The sequence below is a fragment of the Streptococcus sp. XMC genome, from assembly GCF_021341835.1.
In the GTDB taxonomy this organism is placed as follows: Bacteria; Bacillota; Bacilli; order Lactobacillales; family Streptococcaceae; genus Streptococcus.
Map to the genome: position 1 here is coordinate 50,516 of NZ_JAJTNQ010000006.1, position 18,100 is coordinate 68,615.

Sequence of the window (18,100 nt, forward strand, 5' to 3'; positions counted from 1 at the left end):
AGAGACAAATGGCTAGATCAAGGAATCCTATTCAAATAAGCTGAGACTTTCATCTCAGCTTATGGGATACATTCAATTTTTAGTTTGGCGAAAGCAAGCGATTCGTAGTTGAACCTCTTTTTCACCATTAAGCTTCAAATCGTTTTTGACCGTCTAAGAAGGTTGCTACCAACTCTAAATCTTTATCCAATACAATAAAGTCAGCGTCATACCCTTCACGGATTTGGCCACAGACATCATCAATATGGACAGATTTAGCAGGGTTGAGACTCGCCATCATGACCGCTTCATGAGGATTGGCAATGCCCCACTCAACAACATTCTTCAATCCATCTTTAAGCTTCAAGATCGAACCAGCCAGATTCCCTGTCGATTTCAAACGGGCTGTTCCATTTTCTACGACAACAGGGAATTCACCCAACATGTAGTCGCCATCTTCCAAGCCACCAGCTGTCATACAGTCGGTGATCAAGGCGATATTTTCCACTCCTTTTTGTTTGAGAAGGATGTCGCAGGCTTTTGGATCAACGTGATGGCCATCACAGATTAACTCTGCATAAGTATGAGGAAGTTGGTACATAGCCCCAACCATTCCCAACTCACGGTGCGTCAAACCGCGCATTCCGTTATAGGCATGCACCCAGACACTAGCCCCAGCATCCACTGCTTTTTTAGCTTCGTCAAAGGTTGCATTGGAGTGACCAAGCGCAACCGTTACCCCTTCTCCTGTCACTGTGCGGACAAAGTCTTCGACACCATCTCGCTCAGGAGCAAGGGCAATTTTATTGAGCAAGCCGTTGGCTACTTTTTGCCATGCACGGAATTCATCCATTCGAGGATCTTTCATGTAGGCTGGATTTTGTGCCCCTTTGTACTTCTCTGTAAAGTAAGGTCCTTCAAAGTAAATGCCACGAATCTTAGCACCAGATGCTTCTTGGTAGCGTGCTCCAATGTTTTCAGTTACTGCCAATAATTGCTCATAAGAAGAGGTCAAGGTTGTTGGCAAAAAGCTAGTGACCCCTGTGCTCAAGAGACCCTCACTCATAGTATGAAGAGTTCCCTCGATGTTGTTGTCCATAACATCAACTCCACCAAATCCATGGATGTGCGTATCGACCAAACCAGGAGCAATACTATAGCCTGTATAGTCCAAAACAGTAGCTCCCTCTGGTAGCTGATCTACATGTTTCCCAAATTTGCCATCGACAATTTCTAGATATCCTCCCTTACGAATGCCATGGGGATAAAAGAATTGATCTGCTTGTATATAGGTTGTCATGGTGATTTCCTTTCTTTTTCTACCGATATATTCATACACATTATAATCCTTTGTACTGCATTTGTAAATGGTCTAGACCTATTTTATTTAAATATATTAATATTCTCTATAAATACGATAAAAAATCCAGTTTTTTTGAGCTGGATTTCAGATTGAATATAAAGTCTTCTTTAAAACTTTCCTTAGGTGAGTACGGACGTCAGCGAACTTATTTGAAGTTCCATGACTTAGTTTTGAACCTAAAGTTTCAAAACTCCCGAGTGGCTGAAACTTTAGCGCTTCAGCCACTTTTCTCACAGCGGAAAGTAATAAATTTGTTTAATTAATTAAAAATACAAATTATTTTTTTGAAAAAATTTTCTAGCTATTTTATGAAAAAAATTTGTCTACATTCTAAAATCCAGTCCTAAAGAACTGGATTTTTCGTTTTTTTAGATCTGCTCCAATTGTACCTTCTCAGCTAAGTTCATGGCATGGTCTGCGACACGTGTATAGTGAGAGATGATATCAATAAAGTTGACACCTGCTTGAGGTGTACACTCGCCCTTGTTCAGACGAGAAATATGAGTCTTCCGCAATTTCTTTTCGAGTTTTTCAATTGCCTGATGGCGCTGTTCCAACTCTGCCGCCAACTCTTGGTTATCCTCTTCTACACTTCGAAGGGCATCTTTAACAAACGTCGCCGTTTGCTGGTAGATATCTTCTAATTCAGCCAAGGCATTGTCAGAAAAGACAACTTTCTTCCGAATGAGATAATCCGTCAAGTTGATCAAGGCTTCTGCGTGGTCTCCAATCCGCTCCAAATCTCGAGAAGAATCCAAAATATTGGTCAAGGATTCGCTTTCTTTTGGACTCAAAGCTTCACTGGACAAGCGGATCAAGTATTTGGTCAACTGATCATCGATGGTATTAATCGCTTCTTCTGTTTTATGGCCTTTTTCAGCTAGCTTTTCTTCTTGATTTACAATGTAGCGATAGGCCAAGTCGAAACTCTTTTCAGCATAGGTTCCTAAATGCAATAGTTCTTTTTTGGCATTTCCTAAAGCAATCGAAGGAGCTTGGGTAATCAGATTTTCATCCAAGTAAAGTGGTTCGTATTTGACCACTTCATCCTCACCAGGAATCAATTTCGTCACAAAGTAAGCCAAAGCTCCAATGAAGGGGAACTGGATGATGGTATTGGTAATATTAAAGGTCCCGTGAGCAAAGGCTATGGTCATCTCGGGAGACAAATGAAGAGTCGTTTCAAACCATTGAATCAAAGATGTAAACGGAACAAGGAAGACAAGACAGATAATGGTTCCGATAACATTAAAGGCTACATGGGCACCCGCCACACGTTTGGCCGCAATATTTGCTCCCAAGGAAGCAATGATGGCTGTAATGGTCGTTCCGATATTATCACCAAAGAGAACTGGGAGAGCCCCTTTAAGGTCAATCAAATGACTAGCATAGAGATTTTGTAAGATACCAATGGTTGCAGAGGAAGCCTGAATCAAAAGAGTTAATCCTGATCCGACAAAGACACCCAAGATAGGACTTTTACTCAACTCCACCATGTAGTCACGAAAAACTTGCAAATCTTTAAGAGGTTCCATAGCCCCACTCATCAAGTTGAGGGCAAAGAAGATACCACCGACACCAAAAACGATTCGTCCAACATTATTAACCAAACGATTTTTGGTAAAGAAGAGACAAATCGCTCCGATAAAAAGCATAGGCAAGGCGTAGTCTCCTAATTTAAAACCAATGATAAAGGAGGTAACAGTAGTTCCAATATTGGCCCCCATAACAATACCAATAGCTTGACGGAGGGTTAGAAGTCCAGCACTCACCAGACCGACCGTAATCACTGTAACCCCTGAACTAGACTGAATCAAAGCAGTCATCCCAATCCCTACTAGAACCCCTAGAAAGGGATTACTCGTATATTTATCAATATAGTATCGAAGGCGATCCCCTGCAGCCTGTTGCAAGCCTTCTCCCATGGTTTTAATACTATAGAGAAAGAGACCCAAGCCACCTAAGAAGTTAAATAAAATGTTCTGCCAATCAATGGACATTTCTTTCCTCCATCATCATTCGATAAAAGTTTACTCACTCTATTTTAAAACATCCACCACTTGGACACAAGTTTTTTTTTGAAATTTCTTCTGAATTTTGTCCTAAAAAAACGATAGACTCTACAAAATCTATCGTTTTGTTCATTATTTTTTATCAAGCTCTCGTAACATTTGATCAATTTTGTTTCCATATTCAATGGATTCATCTTTGATAAAGGTTAAATCCGGAATCTTATATAATTTTAAATTCCGACCTAATTCGCGCTTGATGGTTCCTGTTGCTTTTTCAAGCCCTGTCTGAGCCTTCTGATTATCTGAAGCCAGGTCACTCATAATCGAATAGTAGACCTTAGCCATAGACAAATCGCCTAGCATCTGAACATCCGTAATGGTGACACCTTGAACACGTGGGTCACGAACTTTTTTTTGCAAAATTTCGTTGACTTCACGCTTGATTTCCATCCCTACTCGGTCTGTCCGAAAATGACTTGCCATAGGAACTCCTTTCTGATCTGTCTTTAAAACTAGGAAATGGGAGATTTCTTCTCTTCTTTCCTAGTTAACAGTTTATTTTTTAATTTCTTCCATGATGTAAGCTTCGATGGTATCATCCGTCTTGATATCATTGTAGCCTTCGATCATCAATCCACCTTCGCGACCGTTGGTTACTTCTTTGACATCATCTTTATAATGTTTCAAGCTAGCAAGAGCGCCATCATAAATCACGACACCGTCACGAATGACACGAACTTTGGAATCACGAGTGACCTTACCACTGAGGACCATAAATCCACCAATGGTACCCACTTTAGAGACCTTAAAGGTTTCACGAATGACTGCTTCCCCGATGACTTTCTCTTCGAACTCAGGATCCAACATTCCCTTCATGGCATCTTCCATTTCTTCAATCACTTTATAGATGATTGAGTGAAGACGGATTTCTACCTCATCAGCTTCTGCTTGCTGACGTGCTTGAGGCGTAGGGCGGACGTTAAATCCAATGATGAAGGCATTTGAAGCTTCTGCAAGGGTGACGTCTGATTCGTTGATGGCACCAACTGCTGAGTGAACGATGGTCACTTTCACACCTTCCACTTCAATCTTTTGAAGGGAAGCAGCAAGGGCTTCAACCGATCCTTGTACATCGGCTTTAATGATGACATTAACGGATTTCACTTCTCCAGCCTTCAAGGTATCAAAGAGATTTTCAAGGCTGACACGGTTGGTTGCTTGACGTTGTTTCATCAGCGCACGTTTGGCACGTTCTTCACCGGCTGCACGCGCAGATTTTTCATCTTCATAAACCGCAAAGTGGTCACCCGCCATTGGTGCTTCGTTCAAACCAGTGATAGAAACTGGAGTAGATGGTCCAGCTACTTTCACACGACGGCCAAGGTCATTGGTCATGGCACGGACACGTCCGAAAGTATTACCAACAACGATTGGGTCTTGGACATTCAAAGTACCTTGTTGAACCAGAAGGGTTGCAACCGCACCTTTTCCTTTATCCAAGCGCGCTTCGATAACCGTACCGATGGCACGAACAGTTGGATCTGCTTTGAGTTCTTGGATTTCAGCCACAAGAAGGACCGTTTCCAAGAGCTCATCGATATTTTGGTTGAACTTGGCAGAGATTTCTACAAACTCAGAATCTCCACCCCAGGCAGTTGACATAACTCCATGCTCTGCCAATTCACCGATGACACGTTCTGGGTTGGCACCTGGTTTATCAATCTTGTTAATAGCCACAATGATTGGAACATTAGCCGCTTTTGAGTGGTTGATGGCTTCGATTGTTTGTGGCATCACCCCGTCATCTGCTGCTACGACCAAGATGGTAATATCCGTAACAGATGCACCACGCGCCCGCATAGAGGTAAAGGCCGCGTGTCCAGGTGTATCCAAGAAGGTAATTTTCTTGCCATTTTCCACGATTTGGTAGGCACCGATATGTTGGGTGATTCCTCCTGCTTCTCCTGTCGCTACACGTGAATTACGAAGGGTATCCAAAAGGGTTGTCTTCCCGTGGTCAACGTGTCCCATGATGGTGACAACTGGTGGACGCTCTACCAGTTCATCTGGATTCAAATAGCCATCTTCGACGAAGAAGCGTTCGATATCCGCATTGTCCACTTCAACCTTTTTCTTGGCTTCAATTCCATAATCCACTAACAGAAGTTCAATGGTATCGCCATCCAAGGATTGGTTTTGTGTCGCCATCACTCCCATCATGAAGAGTTTCTTAACGATTTCCGCAGGCTCACGCTTAATCCGTTTTGCGATTTCCGCAACCGTCATTCCATCTGTGTACTCAAGTTCACTTGGCAACTCATGGAATTTACGCTCTGTTACTGGTTTTGGAGCTTCATTGCGGTTATTCTTTCCTTTTTTATTCTTTTTGTTGTTGTTCCAGTTACTATTTCTTTGATTTCTCACTTGGTTTTGACTACTTCGATTCTTTTGTTGTTTTCTTGGACCATCTTCTTCGCGATCAAAATCTTCACGTTTTTTGTCTGGTCTAGCTTGCTTTTTCCGACGTGTATCAACTGCTGCAGGACTTGGAGCCACTACCGGAGTTGCCTTCGCTGCTTCTACCTTCGGTTGTGGAGCGACAACTTCAGTCGCAACTGCCTCTTCACGCTTACGACGTTGTTGACGTTCTTGCTCTACCTTGGCTGCCTGGTTTTGCTTGTAGCGTTCTTCACTACCACGTGCATATTCCGCATTTTGCTCTGCCTTTAATGCTGCCGCACGGGCTTTGAAATCAATCTTCGGAGCGCCATTTACAGGATTTGGACGTCCTTGACCGTTGCCAGATTGCTCACGGCGACGATCATTCCCTTGGTTCCGGCGGTCATTTCCTTGATTTTTTCGCTCATTACGATTTTGGAAACGATCCCCATCCCGACGGTCGTTTTGTTGTTTCTTAGGTCGATTTCCTTGTTGTTGACGACGTTCCGCCTGCTCTTTTGCGCGGGCTTCGCGTTCCGCCTTGAAATTACGACTCTTTGGCTTCACAACAGGTGCTGCCGCTGTTTCCGTTTTCTTTTCTGGTTGGTTTGCAACAGGTTCTTTTGCAACCGGTGCAACTTTTACTTGTTTTTCTTCCTTCACTTTAGGAGTTTGGGGCGCCTTTGATGCAAAACTATTGACCAAACGCTCAACCGCTTCACCTTCGATACTAGAAGCGTGACTCTTTACCTCCAACCCTAATTCTTTCGCCCGTGTGACGACTTCTTTACTTTCCTTGCCTAGTTCTTTGGCAATCTCATACAATCTTTTCTTAGACAATTGCTGTCCTCCTCTTCTATTCCATAAGAGACCTCATTTTCTTTGAAAATCCAGCATCTGTCACGGTCGCTACCTTTCGTGAGCGACCAATGGCAGTACTTAATTCTAGTGTTGAAAACACGGTTAATACCGGAACGCCATAATAGTGGCATTTATCTGTGATTTTTTTGGTAAGATTGGGAGCTGCATCATCTGCTAGAAAGACCAAACGAGCCTTTCCTTCTTGAACAGACTTGATGACCAACTCTTCTCCAGAGATGATTTTCCCTGCTCGCTGAGCCAATCCCAATAAATTACTGACTTTTTGCTTATTCAAGGCCTAACTCTCTTCTTTTCACCTTATGATCCACATAAGCAATCAATTCATCGTAGAAAGCTTCATCCACTTCCATGCTAAAGCTGCGATTGAAGACTTTCTTCTTCTTGGCTTGAAGTGCTTCCTCGTTATCGAGCTTGATATAAGCACCACGACCATTTGCTTTCCCAGTTGGATCGATAAAAACTTGACCTTCTTTATTTTTTACGATTCGCAAGAGATCTCGTTTATCGATGACCTCATTTGAAACGACAGACTTGCGTAAAGGGATTTTTCTTGTCTTTACCATGATTCCCTCCCTATTCGTCTACGGAATTCAAATCACTTTCTACTTCTTCAAAAGCAGGTTCTTGACTTGCTTCCATTTCTTCGTACTCGCTAGCTGATTTGATATCAATCCGGTAGCCAGTTAAGTGAGCTGCCAAGCGCACGTTTTGACCACGACGACCGATCGCAAGAGATAGCTTGCTATCTGGTACTACCACAAGGGCATGCTTGCTGTCTTCTTCATCAAAGATGACTTGATCGACCTCAGCAGGCGCAATGGCATTGTAGATAAATTCTGCTGGATCTGGAACCCACTCAATGACATCAATATTTTCTTCTGTTGGGACCATACGATCCAATTTCTGATCATAACGAGCTGGGTGGAACTTGCTAGTAATCTTTTTGATGTTCGATCCACCACGACCAACGATGGTTCCAATCGCATCCACGTTTGGATTATGGCTACGTACAGCAACCTTAGTGCGGTCTCCAGCTTCACGCGCCACGCTCATGATTTCAACTGTTCCATCATAGACTTCAGGAATTTCTTGTTCCATCAAACGTTTGATCATTTCTGGATGGCTACGACTTACGAAAACGTTGACCCCACGAGGATTGTCTTCTACTTTGTAGACAAAGACTTCGATGCGATCATGAGATTGGAAGACTTCACCCGGGATTTGGTCTTGTTTAGACAATTGAGCTTCGATAGACCCTAAATTTACATAGATAAAGCGATTATCAAAACGCTCAACCGTTCCACTCATAATTTCATTTTCATGTTCTTTATAAGTGTTGTAGGTAATCGCACGAGTTTGCTTGCGCATTTTTTCCATGATGGTTTGTTTGGCAGATTGGGCTGCGACACGACCAAACTCAGCAGGTGCTTCTTCAAATTTGATTTTGTCTCCCAATTCATAGGCAGAGCTAATCGCAAGAGCATCTTTCAAGCTAATTTCTAAGCGGCTATCAAATACTTCATCCACTACTTCACGAACGGTATAAACTCGGAAGTCACCAGTCTTTTCATTAAATTCGATAGCAGCACTCTCTGCTTGACCATACCGTCTCCGATAAGCCGAACGCAATGATTCTGTGACAGCTTCAATGATATCTTCTTTTTTGATTCCTTTGTCTTCTTCCAAGATGCGAAAAGCATCTAGCATTTCTTTACTCATTCTTTTCTTGCTCTTAGGCTACTAAGAGCCTTCCTTTCTTTTCTGCTATAATTTGACAGCTAGTCTTGCTTTTGATACAAGACTATAGGGGATTTCAATGGTTTTCTTTCTGGTTTTGTCCATGTATTCCATGGTCAATTGATCATCTTCGAACTTAACGAGTGTTCCTTCAATGACCTTTTGTTTGTCAACTGCCTTGTACAAGCTGACATGGATATATTGACCCAGAGATTTTTCCACTGCATCTTTGGTTTTTAAGGGACGCTCCAAACCAGGACTCGTCACTTCTAGGAAGTACTGTTCTGGGAATGGATCTGGTTGAATCTGATCCAACAGAGGACTAATCACTTCTGTTAAATCGGCTGTATCATTCAGGGTAATACCACCTGGCTTATCAACAAAGATACTTAGAACATAATCTCCTCCCATCTTTCCATATTCCACATCCACCAATTCAAATGGAGCTTGGATGGCTGGTTGAAGAATTTCTGTTACTAATTCAACAATTGTTGCGATAGGACAACACCTCCTCACAGACAAGAGGCGAAGATATGTCTTCGCCTCTCCTTTTCTATTCGTTTTAAATATTTTAGCACAAGTTCCGTCGAAATGCAAGAATTTCGCCTTCCTCATTCATATAGCTACCATCCAAAAGAAAAACGCCTCCTTTTCAGGAGACGTCAATCCTTAACTAGACTTTAAAATTGTGCTTCAACCCGATAAATGACCTGACCCTTACTTGAGAATTTCTTTTCATATTCGGTCATGACATTTCCCTCAAAATCACTCGCATGAAGATCTAGCCAGACACCCTTCAAGGTCATTCCATACTGAGAAAAACTCACCAAACTGTATTCAAAGAGTCCTCGATTGTCCGTCTTGAAATGAATCTCCCCATGCTCTGGCAAAATCTGTTTGAAGGTATCTAAGAAACTCTTGTAGGTTAAACGACGTTTTTCATGACGTTTCTTCGGCCAAGGATCTGAAAAATTGAGATACAATTGATTAATCTCACCGTCTTCAAAGTAATTGGTCAAGCTATCTCCGTCCACCCAAAGCAACTTGATATTGGGAACGTCAGCTTCTAACACCTTGTCCAAAGCGTAGCTTAATACTGATTTTTGAATATCAATCCCGATATAGTTAATGTCTGGATTTTGTTTGGCCATTCCAGTGATAAAGGCACCTTTACCGCTCCCCACTTCAATATGAATAGGATGGTCATTTCCAAAAATCTCATGCCACTTCCCTTTGGCTTCTTCTGGCTTCAAAATGACATATTGCGGATTGGCTTCTAATAATTCGGTTGCACCTTTACGGTTTCTAACTCTCATGCTTCCTTCCCATATTTTGACCGGAAATTACGCAAGGCATAAATTTCCCGGTTCACATTCTCTAAATCATTGTTTTCATAGTATTTTACAATCTGACAAAGGAAAGAGTATTGACCAAACCAGTACAATTTACTAAATACAGTTTCATTGTACTTATAGCCGTAATAGACCAACCAATCCTGCCACTGGGAATCTGGAATGTAGTGACTTAAAACATGAGCCACATCCATCATCCGATCTGTTAAGCGGACAGAATCCCAATCTACCAAGTAGATAAATCCACTATCCGTTTCAATCCAGTTACTATGACGGACATCTCCGTGAACAATGGTTGCATAATCTTCTCGAAAAGCTGGAACAGTCTGTCGTAAACTCTTTAATACAGATTGCAAATAATTGTTTTGACGCAAAGCGATTGGCAACTGACTGCTCAAAGAATTCAATAAATCCAATGGCGACTCAGCTGTGTAGCCCAACTTTCTCAATTGCGTCATCAAGGGGCGTGAACGGTGCAAACGAGTCAAGATATGAACCACTTGCTTTTTCCCCATCCCATTTGGAGTTAAAATTTCTCCATTTAACCATTCTTGTGCGCTCATCACATTTCCGTCAGGTAAGCGTCGGCTCCATAAGAGTTGTGGAGCAATTTGTTCTTTAGCTAACCCCGCTAATATTGGGGTTGTATTCATTTTGACAAATACTTTCCCCCCATCCGGATAAGTCCCCATAAAGGCTTTTCCGCTTTTACCAGCAATTGGGGTTAACGTTAGCTCTTTTTCGTTCGAGTCCATCTCTTCCTCCGTAAAAAGTTTCCCATCTATTTTACTAATTTTATGGCATTTCGTCAACTAATCGTCTCACCTTGAAAGGTGCATAACCATAGGCTAAAAAGGCTGTGAAAGCTAGCAAGGCTAGGACGAGAAGTTTGTCTTCAAAGACCAGTAATCCCAGTCCTCCCTCGACAAGAACCACAAACAAAGTCACCGATTGAACTGTTTGAAGAAGTCCCCGTGTTTTAGCACGATTTTCCAAGGGAAAGAGTCGCGTTAAATATTGATAGTCAAAGACCTTGTAGAGTCCGAGCAATTGAAAAACAAGTAAATAATTCAAGAGCCCCGCGACGGCCACTGCTACTAGCGTTTGGGGGATGAAGACAAAGACAGCTATTGAAAGTCCTAATAAACGCAGGCTCATGGAAAACAGGTCTCCATTTCTGAGATAAGAACGGAGATACAGGTTGTTCCAAGTCTTGGAACTGACTTTCGGAACCATGCTTGTCAGTCTGTCTAAGTAGGCCCGCCGTTTCACGCTGTTGGTCATTCCTTTTACTGTGGTAAAAAGGGCGAAAAATCTTAGAATACTTTGCTTTCTCAGATTTTCCAACTCTACGATTCGTTTCCAATCAAGACCCGCCTGGTTATAGAATCTTTTCCCCTTCCCTTGAAAAACAAGAACCTTCAACAAGAAGAGAATAGACAAATAAACCACTACAATGATCAAAGACAGTCCTAAAGCCAAGGCCAAAGGGACAAACAGGACAAGTACAAGAGTTTGCAAAATCCCCCAGAAAATAGTCGCTCGTATAGTCTGTTGTTTCAAATAGCTTTTCAATTTCTCTTCTTTTGCCAGGAGGAAAATCATGTCTGGCTTCTCAAAATAGGTAGCGATAGAACCAACTGGGAGTAGGAGCAAAGGAGCTAGCGCAAGTACAAGGAGGAGAAGGCTCTTATCTTCTGGTAGGGAGCGCAAAAACTGACTGTACTGAACCGCTAAAAATCCTAGAAAAATCAGGAGAAAGAGGACAAAATGATCATTAAACACATAGCGAGAATATTTTAAGCACTGATTGCGAAAGGTCGTCTTCCTCTTTTGTAAAACTTCAATCATCGGTCCGCCTCTTTTGTTAGTGCAAGGTAGATTTCATTCAAATCGGCATCCGCCATTCCAAATTCTGTCCGCAATTCCTCTAAAGTCCCCTGGGCGCGGACCTGTCCCTTATGGAGGATGACAAAGGCATCACACATTTTTTCAGCAGAATCCAGCACATGGGTACTCATTAAAATAGATTTCCCCTTCTCTTTTTCCACCTTCAATAATTGAATTAAATCTGAGATCGCAACTGGATCCAAGCCTAAGAAAGGCTCGTCGACAATAAACAAACTTGGATCAACAGCAAAGGCACAAATAATCATGACCTTTTGTTTCATCCCCTTAGAAAAATGGACAGGAAACCAATCCAGTTTTTCCTCTAGTCGGAATTGCTTCAAGAGAGGAGTCACACGCGCAAAAACTGCTTCCTGATCCAAGTCATAGGCCATCGCCACTGTTTCAATATGCTCACGCAAGGTTAACTCTTCATAAAGGCTCGGTGTTTCAGGAATATAACCAATTTTTTGGCGATAAGCACCTGGAGAAGTAGCTAAAGTCAAACCGTCGATCCGGATTTCGCCAGCATAGGGACGCAATAGGCCAATTATTTCATTAATGGTCGTTGATTTCCCTGCTCCATTCAAGCCAATCAATCCAATTAATTGGCCATCACCAACCTCAAAACTAACATCTTTTAAGACAGGGATATTGACATAGCCTCCTGTCAGGTTTTTTATTTCTAACATATTTCTTAGCTTTCTGGTATAATGTTCTTATATTATAACAAAATCTAGCGAAATTGAGGTGCATTTATGGTTTCGGATTGTATTTTTTGTAAGATTGTTGCCGGAGAAATTCCTGCTTCTAAGGTCTACGAGGATGACCATTTTCTTGCTTTTTTAGATATCTCTCAGGTCACTCCAGGCCATACCCTCGTGATTCCAAAAAAACACGCCCGTAATCTATTGGAGATGACACCATATGAAACAGCTGATCTTTTTAACATCGTTTCAAGAGTCACCAAAAAAGTGGAAGGTGCTACACAGCCTCAAGGAATGAATATCATTAGCAACATGGAAGAAATTGCGGGTCAGTCTGTCTTCCACACCCACGTCCATATTCTTCCACGCTACTCTCAAGAAGACGACCTAAAGATTGATTTCATTGCCCACGAACCTGATTTCGAACACCTTGCCCAATTAGCCAAGGATATCTCAAACCATTAAAAAGGAGCTTACTATGAAATTAAGAGATCTATTTTGGTTTGCGACTGGAGCAACCATCAGCTATCAACTTGTTAAAAATCGTGAACCACTGAAAAATGAATTCAACGAAACCAAACAACTAACGGATGGAATCCAATCAAACCTTTCAAAAATCAAAAAGAATATTGAAATCATCCAAGAGCAAAGAGTCCTTTTAAATCAACTACTGGAAGACTTTTCCTATAAAGCAAGGGTCTTCTCTCAGCAAGCCAACGCTTCTGTAGAACAAATCCAAACTATTTGGTCTGAGAAATCTAGCGATCATGAATAAACAAAAAGGTTTTGAGATAGTCGTCTCAAAACCTTTTTATTTATAGAAGTATTTGACTTTAGTTTCCTCCAGCACCAGCTACCGTTGTATCCGTATAAGGTGTCACTGTCGGTTGATAGGGTGTCACTGCTTCTGAGCTTACAGAAGTCTCTGGAGCATAGGAAGGATCATAATAGCCTCCGCCTGTATCCTGGCTCGCCTCTACTGGACTTTCGCCACTTTCTGATGAAGAAGCTCCCCCAGTTTCGTCGCCATCCAATAGAACGGCACTTGTTTTGAGCTTGCTTAAAGGTGATAAGCCCAAACTTTTACGCAAGATATTCTGCATCTTCAGCAGGTGCTCTGAAGTAACGATTTGGTAACTTCCGCCATCCGCTAGGGTGGCATCTTCCCCTTTCAACTGTTCCATACGGATGTTCTTCAAGGCATCTCGATAACCCATCAACTGCATCAAGCTATTCGTATCCAAGGAGATATTGGTCTGCATATTATCACTAACCGCTTCAATAATTCCTTGATAGTTGCTCAAACCGTCCAGAGTCAATACTTTCTTGATGATCTTTTCGATAACTTCCCGTTGTCGTTTTTGACGGCCATAGTCTCCTTCTGGATCTTGATAACGCATCCGTGAATATACCAAGGCTTGCTCTCCATCAATCTCTTGACGACCAGGTGGAATTTTCGCTGTGTATTCCGGTTCATTTTCTTCGATTGAAATATCAAAATCAAATGGATTGTTTACCGTGATACCACCGACCTTATCAACCAGTTGGACGAGACCTTTCATATTGATCATCGCATAACGGTCAATATGAATATTCATCAAATCTTGGATGGTTTCAATGGCCAACTCTGCCCCACCTTGAGCATAAGCCGCATTCAGCTTCGCTTGGACAGTTTCTCCATCCTTCGTGATATTGGTCAAGATATCCCGTTCCAAACTCATAATCGTTGTTTCACGCGTCTGTGGATTCACCGTCACCAGAATCATGGTATCACTGTTTCCTACCCACTGATCCTCTCGTGAACCTGACCCTGTATCAACCCCCATGAGCAAGATGGTCATCGGTTTGTTTTCTGCAATGACATTATTTTCATCGCCAATGCCTTTAAAGGTCTTACTCAACGTGTTTGTTGACTGATTGAGGATGGTCAGCCCATAGGCTCCAAGCCCGATTGTCGTTACAGCTAACAAACTAAAAAACATTAATAGAATTTTTTTAATCATTGATTCTGTCCATCTATCAGTTTGCCCATTAGGTAAACATCCAGATATTCCCCTTCCTTGTATACGCCTCTCTTGCGGAGACCTTCAATTTCAAATCCTAGCGTTTGGTAGAGATGGATGGCCCGTTCATTTCGAACTTGGACACTGAGGTCTAACTTCCGAAGGAGGTTGGTACCTTCTGCCCATGCGATTCCTTCTTCTAGAAGAATACGACCCAAGCCTTTATTCCAATAGGCCTTCCGAACAACGATAAAGACATCTCCAATATGGCGCAAGGCTCTGTTTTGATCCGCTGCAATATTTAAGACACCTACCAGATCCTCACCCAAGTATAATAAGAGACATAATTGATTGTCTGTTTGTGCTTGCGTTTCAGCAAATATTTCCAACTCTTGCTTGGTCATCCCAAGCCCTTCTGGAGCCAAGGTCATGAACTCAGATTCAGTTGCTACAGCTTTAAAAAAGTCGAGTAAACGCCCTGCATCCGAAGCCTCAGCCTCTTTTAAAAAGAGATCCAATACCTGTTCCATCTTCAAGCTCCTACAGAAGTCAGAAATGACTCCTTTAATTGTTCTGCACGTTCACCGACAGCTGACAAGCGTATCTCACGTCCGTCGCCATCCTTGAGCAGTTCAACCTTTAAATATCCAGCAGGAAGACTGGTCTCTAGCAATTCTCCCCACTCAATAACGGTCACCCCTTCACCAAATAAAAAGTCATCCAAATCAATCGAATCTGGATCATCTCCAATACGATAAACATCCAGGTGATACAAGGGTAAGCGACCTTCATATTCTCTCACGATAGTATAAGTGGGACTTTTGATCATCTGACGAATATCCAACCCTTGAGCAAGGCCTTTTGTAAAGGTTGTTTTCCCTGCCCCCAGATCTCCCGTCAGAATCACGACATCCTGTTTTTCTAATCGTTGACCCAACTGTTTTCCAAGGGACATCAACTCTTGTTCATTTTGACTTTTCATTCCTCCATTATACCAAAAATAATTGATTATTGCCCACTATTTTTAGTCGATCAACCTCCTGCCTCACATGAGACAATCAAAAAAAGCTTGGACTTTTTGTCCAAGCTTTCCTCTATGTTCATTCTAATGCAAGGCCATACTGATAAAGTTCAAGATAAACAAGGCATCTAAAATCCAAATCATACTGTGAACTTCTTTGGCTTCACCTTTGACCAATTTGGTTACTGTATAGGTAATAAAACCTGCTGCAATCCCATTTGTGATGGAATAGCTGAATCCCATAAAGATAGAGGTAAAGAAGGCTGGTACAGCTTCTGCCATATCATCCCAATGGATGTTTTTCAAGCTACTTAACATCATGATCCCAACGATGATTAAAATCGGTGCTGTCGCTGCAGTTGGTACGATGGCAAGAAGAGGACTAAAGATACTTGACACTGCAAAACAGAGGGCTACTACAAGGGCTGTCAGACCAGTCCGTCCACCAGCTCCGATACCCGCAGCTGACTCAACATAAGTCGTCACATTTGAAGTACCTGCAATGGCACCAACAGATGTCGCTACAAGGTCTGAATAAAGGGCCTTATCCAATTTAGCAGATTGGTGATTTTCACCATTTGTGGCAACAATACCAACTTTTTCACCAGTTCCAATCAAGGTACCAATCGTATCAAAGATATCTGTCAATGAGAAAGCGAGGATGGCCATCAAGGTTTCAGGAAGACGAGAAGTATTGGTAATCAAGGAACCTAATCCTTCTGAACCAAGTGCAGCTCCAAAAATTTTCCCAAGATCGTTGACAGCTGCTCCAAGATGGGTACTACCAAAGTCAATCGTTGAAAGATCAACAATGCCAAATACAATACCAAGGATTGTTGTCGTAAGGATAGAAAGGATAATTCCTCCTTTAATGCCCTTGATGACAAAGAAAACAGTAATGGCTAAGCCAGCCAAGGCAAGGAGGACTGTCGGACTATTGAAACTAACAAGTCCTGGGACCGCTGCAGAATTTGCTGTAATCGCTGCATTCGCTTTGTCAGCCCCTTCTCCTGCCACCGTATAGGTATGCGGATCAATCGAAAACTTCAACAAACCAGCATTTTTAATGCCGACATAGGCCAAGAAAATTCCGATACCAGCTGAAATAGCTGAACGCAAAGCATTTGGAATGGACTCAATAATCATTTTCCGAACATTAGTTAATGTGATAATCAAGGAAATCAATCCACAAATAAAGACCATTCCCAAGGCTTCTTTCCAAGAATAGCCCATCCCAAATACCACTGTAAAGGTAAAGAAAGCATTCAAGCCCATTCCTGGTGCTTGGGCATAAGGCAGATTCGCATAGAAAGCCATCATGAGAGTCCCGACGACTGACCCAATAATGGTTGCTAGAAATACTCCCTGAGCAGGCATTCCTGTTTGGGAGAGCATTTGAGGGTTTACAAATAAGATATAAGACATGGCAAAGAAGGTCGTTAAACCAGCTAATACCTCTGTACGAACCGTCGTTCCGTGTTCAGATAGTTTGAAAAACTTATCCATTTTTCTAATAAGCTCCTTAAAAAAATAAATCTGCTCGCGACTCAATCACGAACAATACCAATATTTTATCAAATATCATTCACTTTTACAAGAGATTTATCTGGATAATCTTTAGTGCCTCAGCATTTACTATTTGAAAAACTGAAATTTTCCTGTTTATCTGGTATAATGGTAGCATTCTTCTTAAAATATGGCACTTCTATACTCCTCATTTAGAGTAAGATAAACCATACAAATGAAAGGAATCTTCCTATGACTAAAAAACTAATCGCTGTCGATTTAGATGGCACCTTATTAAATTCCGAGAGCAAATTATCGCCTTATACGATTGAAACCATCCAGAAAGTCAGTGAACAAGGCCACCGGATCATTATTACAACTGGGCGTCCCTATCGAATGGCAGATCACATCTATAAGGAATTGGGATTGGAAAGTCCCATGATTAACTTTAACGGCGCTCTCACTCATATTCCAAATAAAAAATGGTCCAAAGAACTATCCATGACCCTTGATAAAAAATACCTCCTCGATATGGTCAAGAGAGAAAATGACATCCAGGCGGACTTTATTGCAGGAGAGTATCGCAATAAGTTCTATGTCACCCATACCTACCACCATACTATTGATCCTGCTTTATTTGGGGTTTCTAAAATCTCCTCCAAAACAAAATTCGAAGCTCGTAAAGTTACCGAAAACCCAAATGCCATCCTCTTTCAAACACGCGCTGAAGATAAGTATGCTTTAGCCGAAGAAATGCGTGATTACTACCATCACGAGCTAGAAATCAATAGCTGGGGTGGCCCCCTCAACATTCTGGAATGTGCTCCAAAAGGGGTCAATAAGGCCTTTGCCCTCAACTATCTCCTCGAGACATACGGACTTGATCGGAAAGATCTGATCGCCTTTGGAGACGAACAAAACGATACAGACATGTTGGCTTTCGCAGGAACTGGTTATGCAATGAAAAATGCCAATCCTATCCTCCTCCCCTATGCGGATAAACAAACCGAGTATACAAATGATCAGGACGGCGTTGCTCGTCAACTAGAAAAACTCTTCTTATAAATAAAGAGAATCGCTTGAATCACCTTTTATAAAAGATGGTTCAAGCTTTTTTATTTTCTCAAACATACGGAACCTTATAGGGACTTTTTCTGAAAGTAATTTAACTGGTTAAGTTTATTTTCAGAAAATTTTCTATGTAAACGCTTG

Annotated in this window: 18 protein-coding genes and 2 pseudogenes; 3 read left to right on the forward strand and 17 right to left on the reverse strand. The window is 41.9% G+C overall.

The features are described 5' to 3' along the window. Positions 1 to 127 precede the first annotated feature (127 nt). The 13 genes and pseudogenes from nagA to LXO72_RS09425 form a co-directional block, all read right to left on the reverse strand. Positions 128 to 1,279, reverse strand: a complete 1,152-nt coding sequence (gene nagA, locus LXO72_RS09370; RefSeq protein WP_048789459.1) for an N-acetylglucosamine-6-phosphate deacetylase — start codon at positions 1,277 to 1,279, stop codon at positions 128 to 130. A 431-nt stretch (positions 1,280 to 1,710) separates the two neighbouring features. Further along, positions 1,711 to 3,342, reverse strand: a complete 1,632-nt coding sequence (locus tag LXO72_RS09375; RefSeq protein ID WP_233332362.1) for a Na/Pi cotransporter family protein — start codon at positions 3,340 to 3,342, stop codon at positions 1,711 to 1,713. A 144-nt stretch (positions 3,343 to 3,486) separates the two neighbouring features. Then, a complete protein-coding gene (rbfA, locus tag LXO72_RS09380; RefSeq protein ID WP_023022291.1) occupies positions 3,487 to 3,837 on the reverse strand; it encodes a 30S ribosome-binding factor RbfA in 351 nt (116 codons plus the stop codon). Positions 3,838 to 3,909: 72 nt separating this feature from the next. Beyond that, positions 3,910 to 6,117: pseudogene (gene infB / locus LXO72_RS09385) on the reverse strand (translation initiation factor IF-2); the annotation flags it as partial. Between the two features lie 128 nt (positions 6,118 to 6,245). After that, positions 6,246 to 6,633: pseudogene (locus tag LXO72_RS10230) on the reverse strand (translation initiation factor IF-2 N-terminal domain-containing protein); the annotation flags it as partial. 16 nt (positions 6,634 to 6,649) lie between these two features. Next, complete coding sequence (locus LXO72_RS09390; RefSeq protein WP_154859378.1) at positions 6,650 to 6,949, reverse strand: YlxQ-related RNA-binding protein; 300 nt, start codon at positions 6,947 to 6,949, stop codon at positions 6,650 to 6,652. Then, a complete protein-coding gene (gene rnpM / locus LXO72_RS09395; protein ID WP_006596879.1) occupies positions 6,942 to 7,238 on the reverse strand; it encodes an RNase P modulator RnpM in 297 nt (98 codons plus the stop codon). The genes LXO72_RS09390 and rnpM overlap by 8 nt, the downstream gene beginning before the upstream one ends. Before the next feature lie 10 nt (positions 7,239 to 7,248). After that, on the reverse strand, positions 7,249 to 8,394 hold the full coding sequence (gene nusA / locus LXO72_RS09400) for a transcription termination factor NusA (RefSeq protein WP_006596880.1): 1,146 nt from the start codon (positions 8,392 to 8,394) through the stop codon (positions 7,249 to 7,251). A 45-nt stretch (positions 8,395 to 8,439) separates the two neighbouring features. Further along, on the reverse strand, positions 8,440 to 8,928 hold the full coding sequence (rimP, locus tag LXO72_RS09405; RefSeq protein ID WP_325167126.1) for a ribosome maturation factor RimP: 489 nt from the start codon (positions 8,926 to 8,928) through the stop codon (positions 8,440 to 8,442). 164 nt (positions 8,929 to 9,092) lie between these two features. Continuing rightward, complete coding sequence (gene trmB / locus LXO72_RS09410) at positions 9,093 to 9,728, reverse strand: tRNA (guanosine(46)-N7)-methyltransferase TrmB (protein ID WP_006596882.1); 636 nt, start codon at positions 9,726 to 9,728, stop codon at positions 9,093 to 9,095. Then, positions 9,725 to 10,519 (reverse strand): cell cycle regulator CcrZ, encoded by a 795-nt coding sequence (gene ccrZ / locus LXO72_RS09415; protein WP_040803298.1) that lies wholly within the window; start codon positions 10,517 to 10,519, stop codon positions 9,725 to 9,727. Before ccrZ ends, trmB begins: the two co-directional genes overlap by 4 nt. 40 nt (positions 10,520 to 10,559) lie before the next feature. Continuing rightward, a complete protein-coding gene (locus tag LXO72_RS09420; protein WP_233332366.1) occupies positions 10,560 to 11,615 on the reverse strand; it encodes an ABC transporter permease in 1,056 nt (351 codons plus the stop codon). Next, on the reverse strand, positions 11,612 to 12,343 hold the full coding sequence (locus LXO72_RS09425; protein ID WP_233332367.1) for an ABC transporter ATP-binding protein: 732 nt from the start codon (positions 12,341 to 12,343) through the stop codon (positions 11,612 to 11,614). The genes LXO72_RS09420 and LXO72_RS09425 overlap by 4 nt, the downstream gene beginning before the upstream one ends. 66 nt (positions 12,344 to 12,409) lie before the next feature. Between LXO72_RS09425 and LXO72_RS09430 the strand changes: the two genes are divergently transcribed. Further along, a complete protein-coding gene (locus LXO72_RS09430) occupies positions 12,410 to 12,823 on the forward strand; it encodes an HIT family protein (RefSeq protein ID WP_233332369.1) in 414 nt (137 codons plus the stop codon). 13 nt (positions 12,824 to 12,836) lie between these two features. Beyond that, positions 12,837 to 13,133, forward strand: a complete 297-nt coding sequence (locus LXO72_RS09435; protein ID WP_006596887.1) for a hypothetical protein — start codon at positions 12,837 to 12,839, stop codon at positions 13,131 to 13,133. Between the two features lie 58 nt (positions 13,134 to 13,191). Here LXO72_RS09435 and lytR read toward each other — a convergent pair whose 3' ends face one another. The 4 genes from lytR to LXO72_RS09455 form a co-directional block, all read right to left on the reverse strand. After that, complete coding sequence (gene lytR / locus LXO72_RS09440; protein WP_006596888.1) at positions 13,192 to 14,361, reverse strand: glycopolymer--peptidoglycan transferase LytR; 1,170 nt, start codon at positions 14,359 to 14,361, stop codon at positions 13,192 to 13,194. Next, positions 14,358 to 14,891, reverse strand: coding sequence for a GNAT family N-acetyltransferase (locus tag LXO72_RS09445; protein ID WP_233332370.1), 534 nt, complete (start codon positions 14,889 to 14,891; stop codon positions 14,358 to 14,360). Before LXO72_RS09445 ends, lytR begins: the two co-directional genes overlap by 4 nt. Positions 14,892 to 14,893: 2 nt before the next feature. Next, positions 14,894 to 15,343, reverse strand: coding sequence for a tRNA (adenosine(37)-N6)-threonylcarbamoyltransferase complex ATPase subunit type 1 TsaE (tsaE, locus tag LXO72_RS09450; protein ID WP_233332379.1), 450 nt, complete (start codon positions 15,341 to 15,343; stop codon positions 14,894 to 14,896). Positions 15,344 to 15,466: 123 nt separating this feature from the next. Beyond that, positions 15,467 to 16,888, reverse strand: a complete 1,422-nt coding sequence (locus tag LXO72_RS09455; RefSeq protein WP_154854892.1) for an NCS2 family permease — start codon at positions 16,886 to 16,888, stop codon at positions 15,467 to 15,469. A 252-nt stretch (positions 16,889 to 17,140) separates the two neighbouring features. On the opposite strand from LXO72_RS09455, the gene LXO72_RS09460 reads away from it, so the two are divergent. Further along, the gene (locus tag LXO72_RS09460; protein WP_233332382.1) at positions 17,141 to 17,953 is read left to right on the forward strand and encodes a Cof-type HAD-IIB family hydrolase; all 813 of its coding nucleotides are present in this window, start codon (positions 17,141 to 17,143) and stop codon (positions 17,951 to 17,953) included. Positions 17,954 to 18,100: the final 147 nt, after the last annotated feature.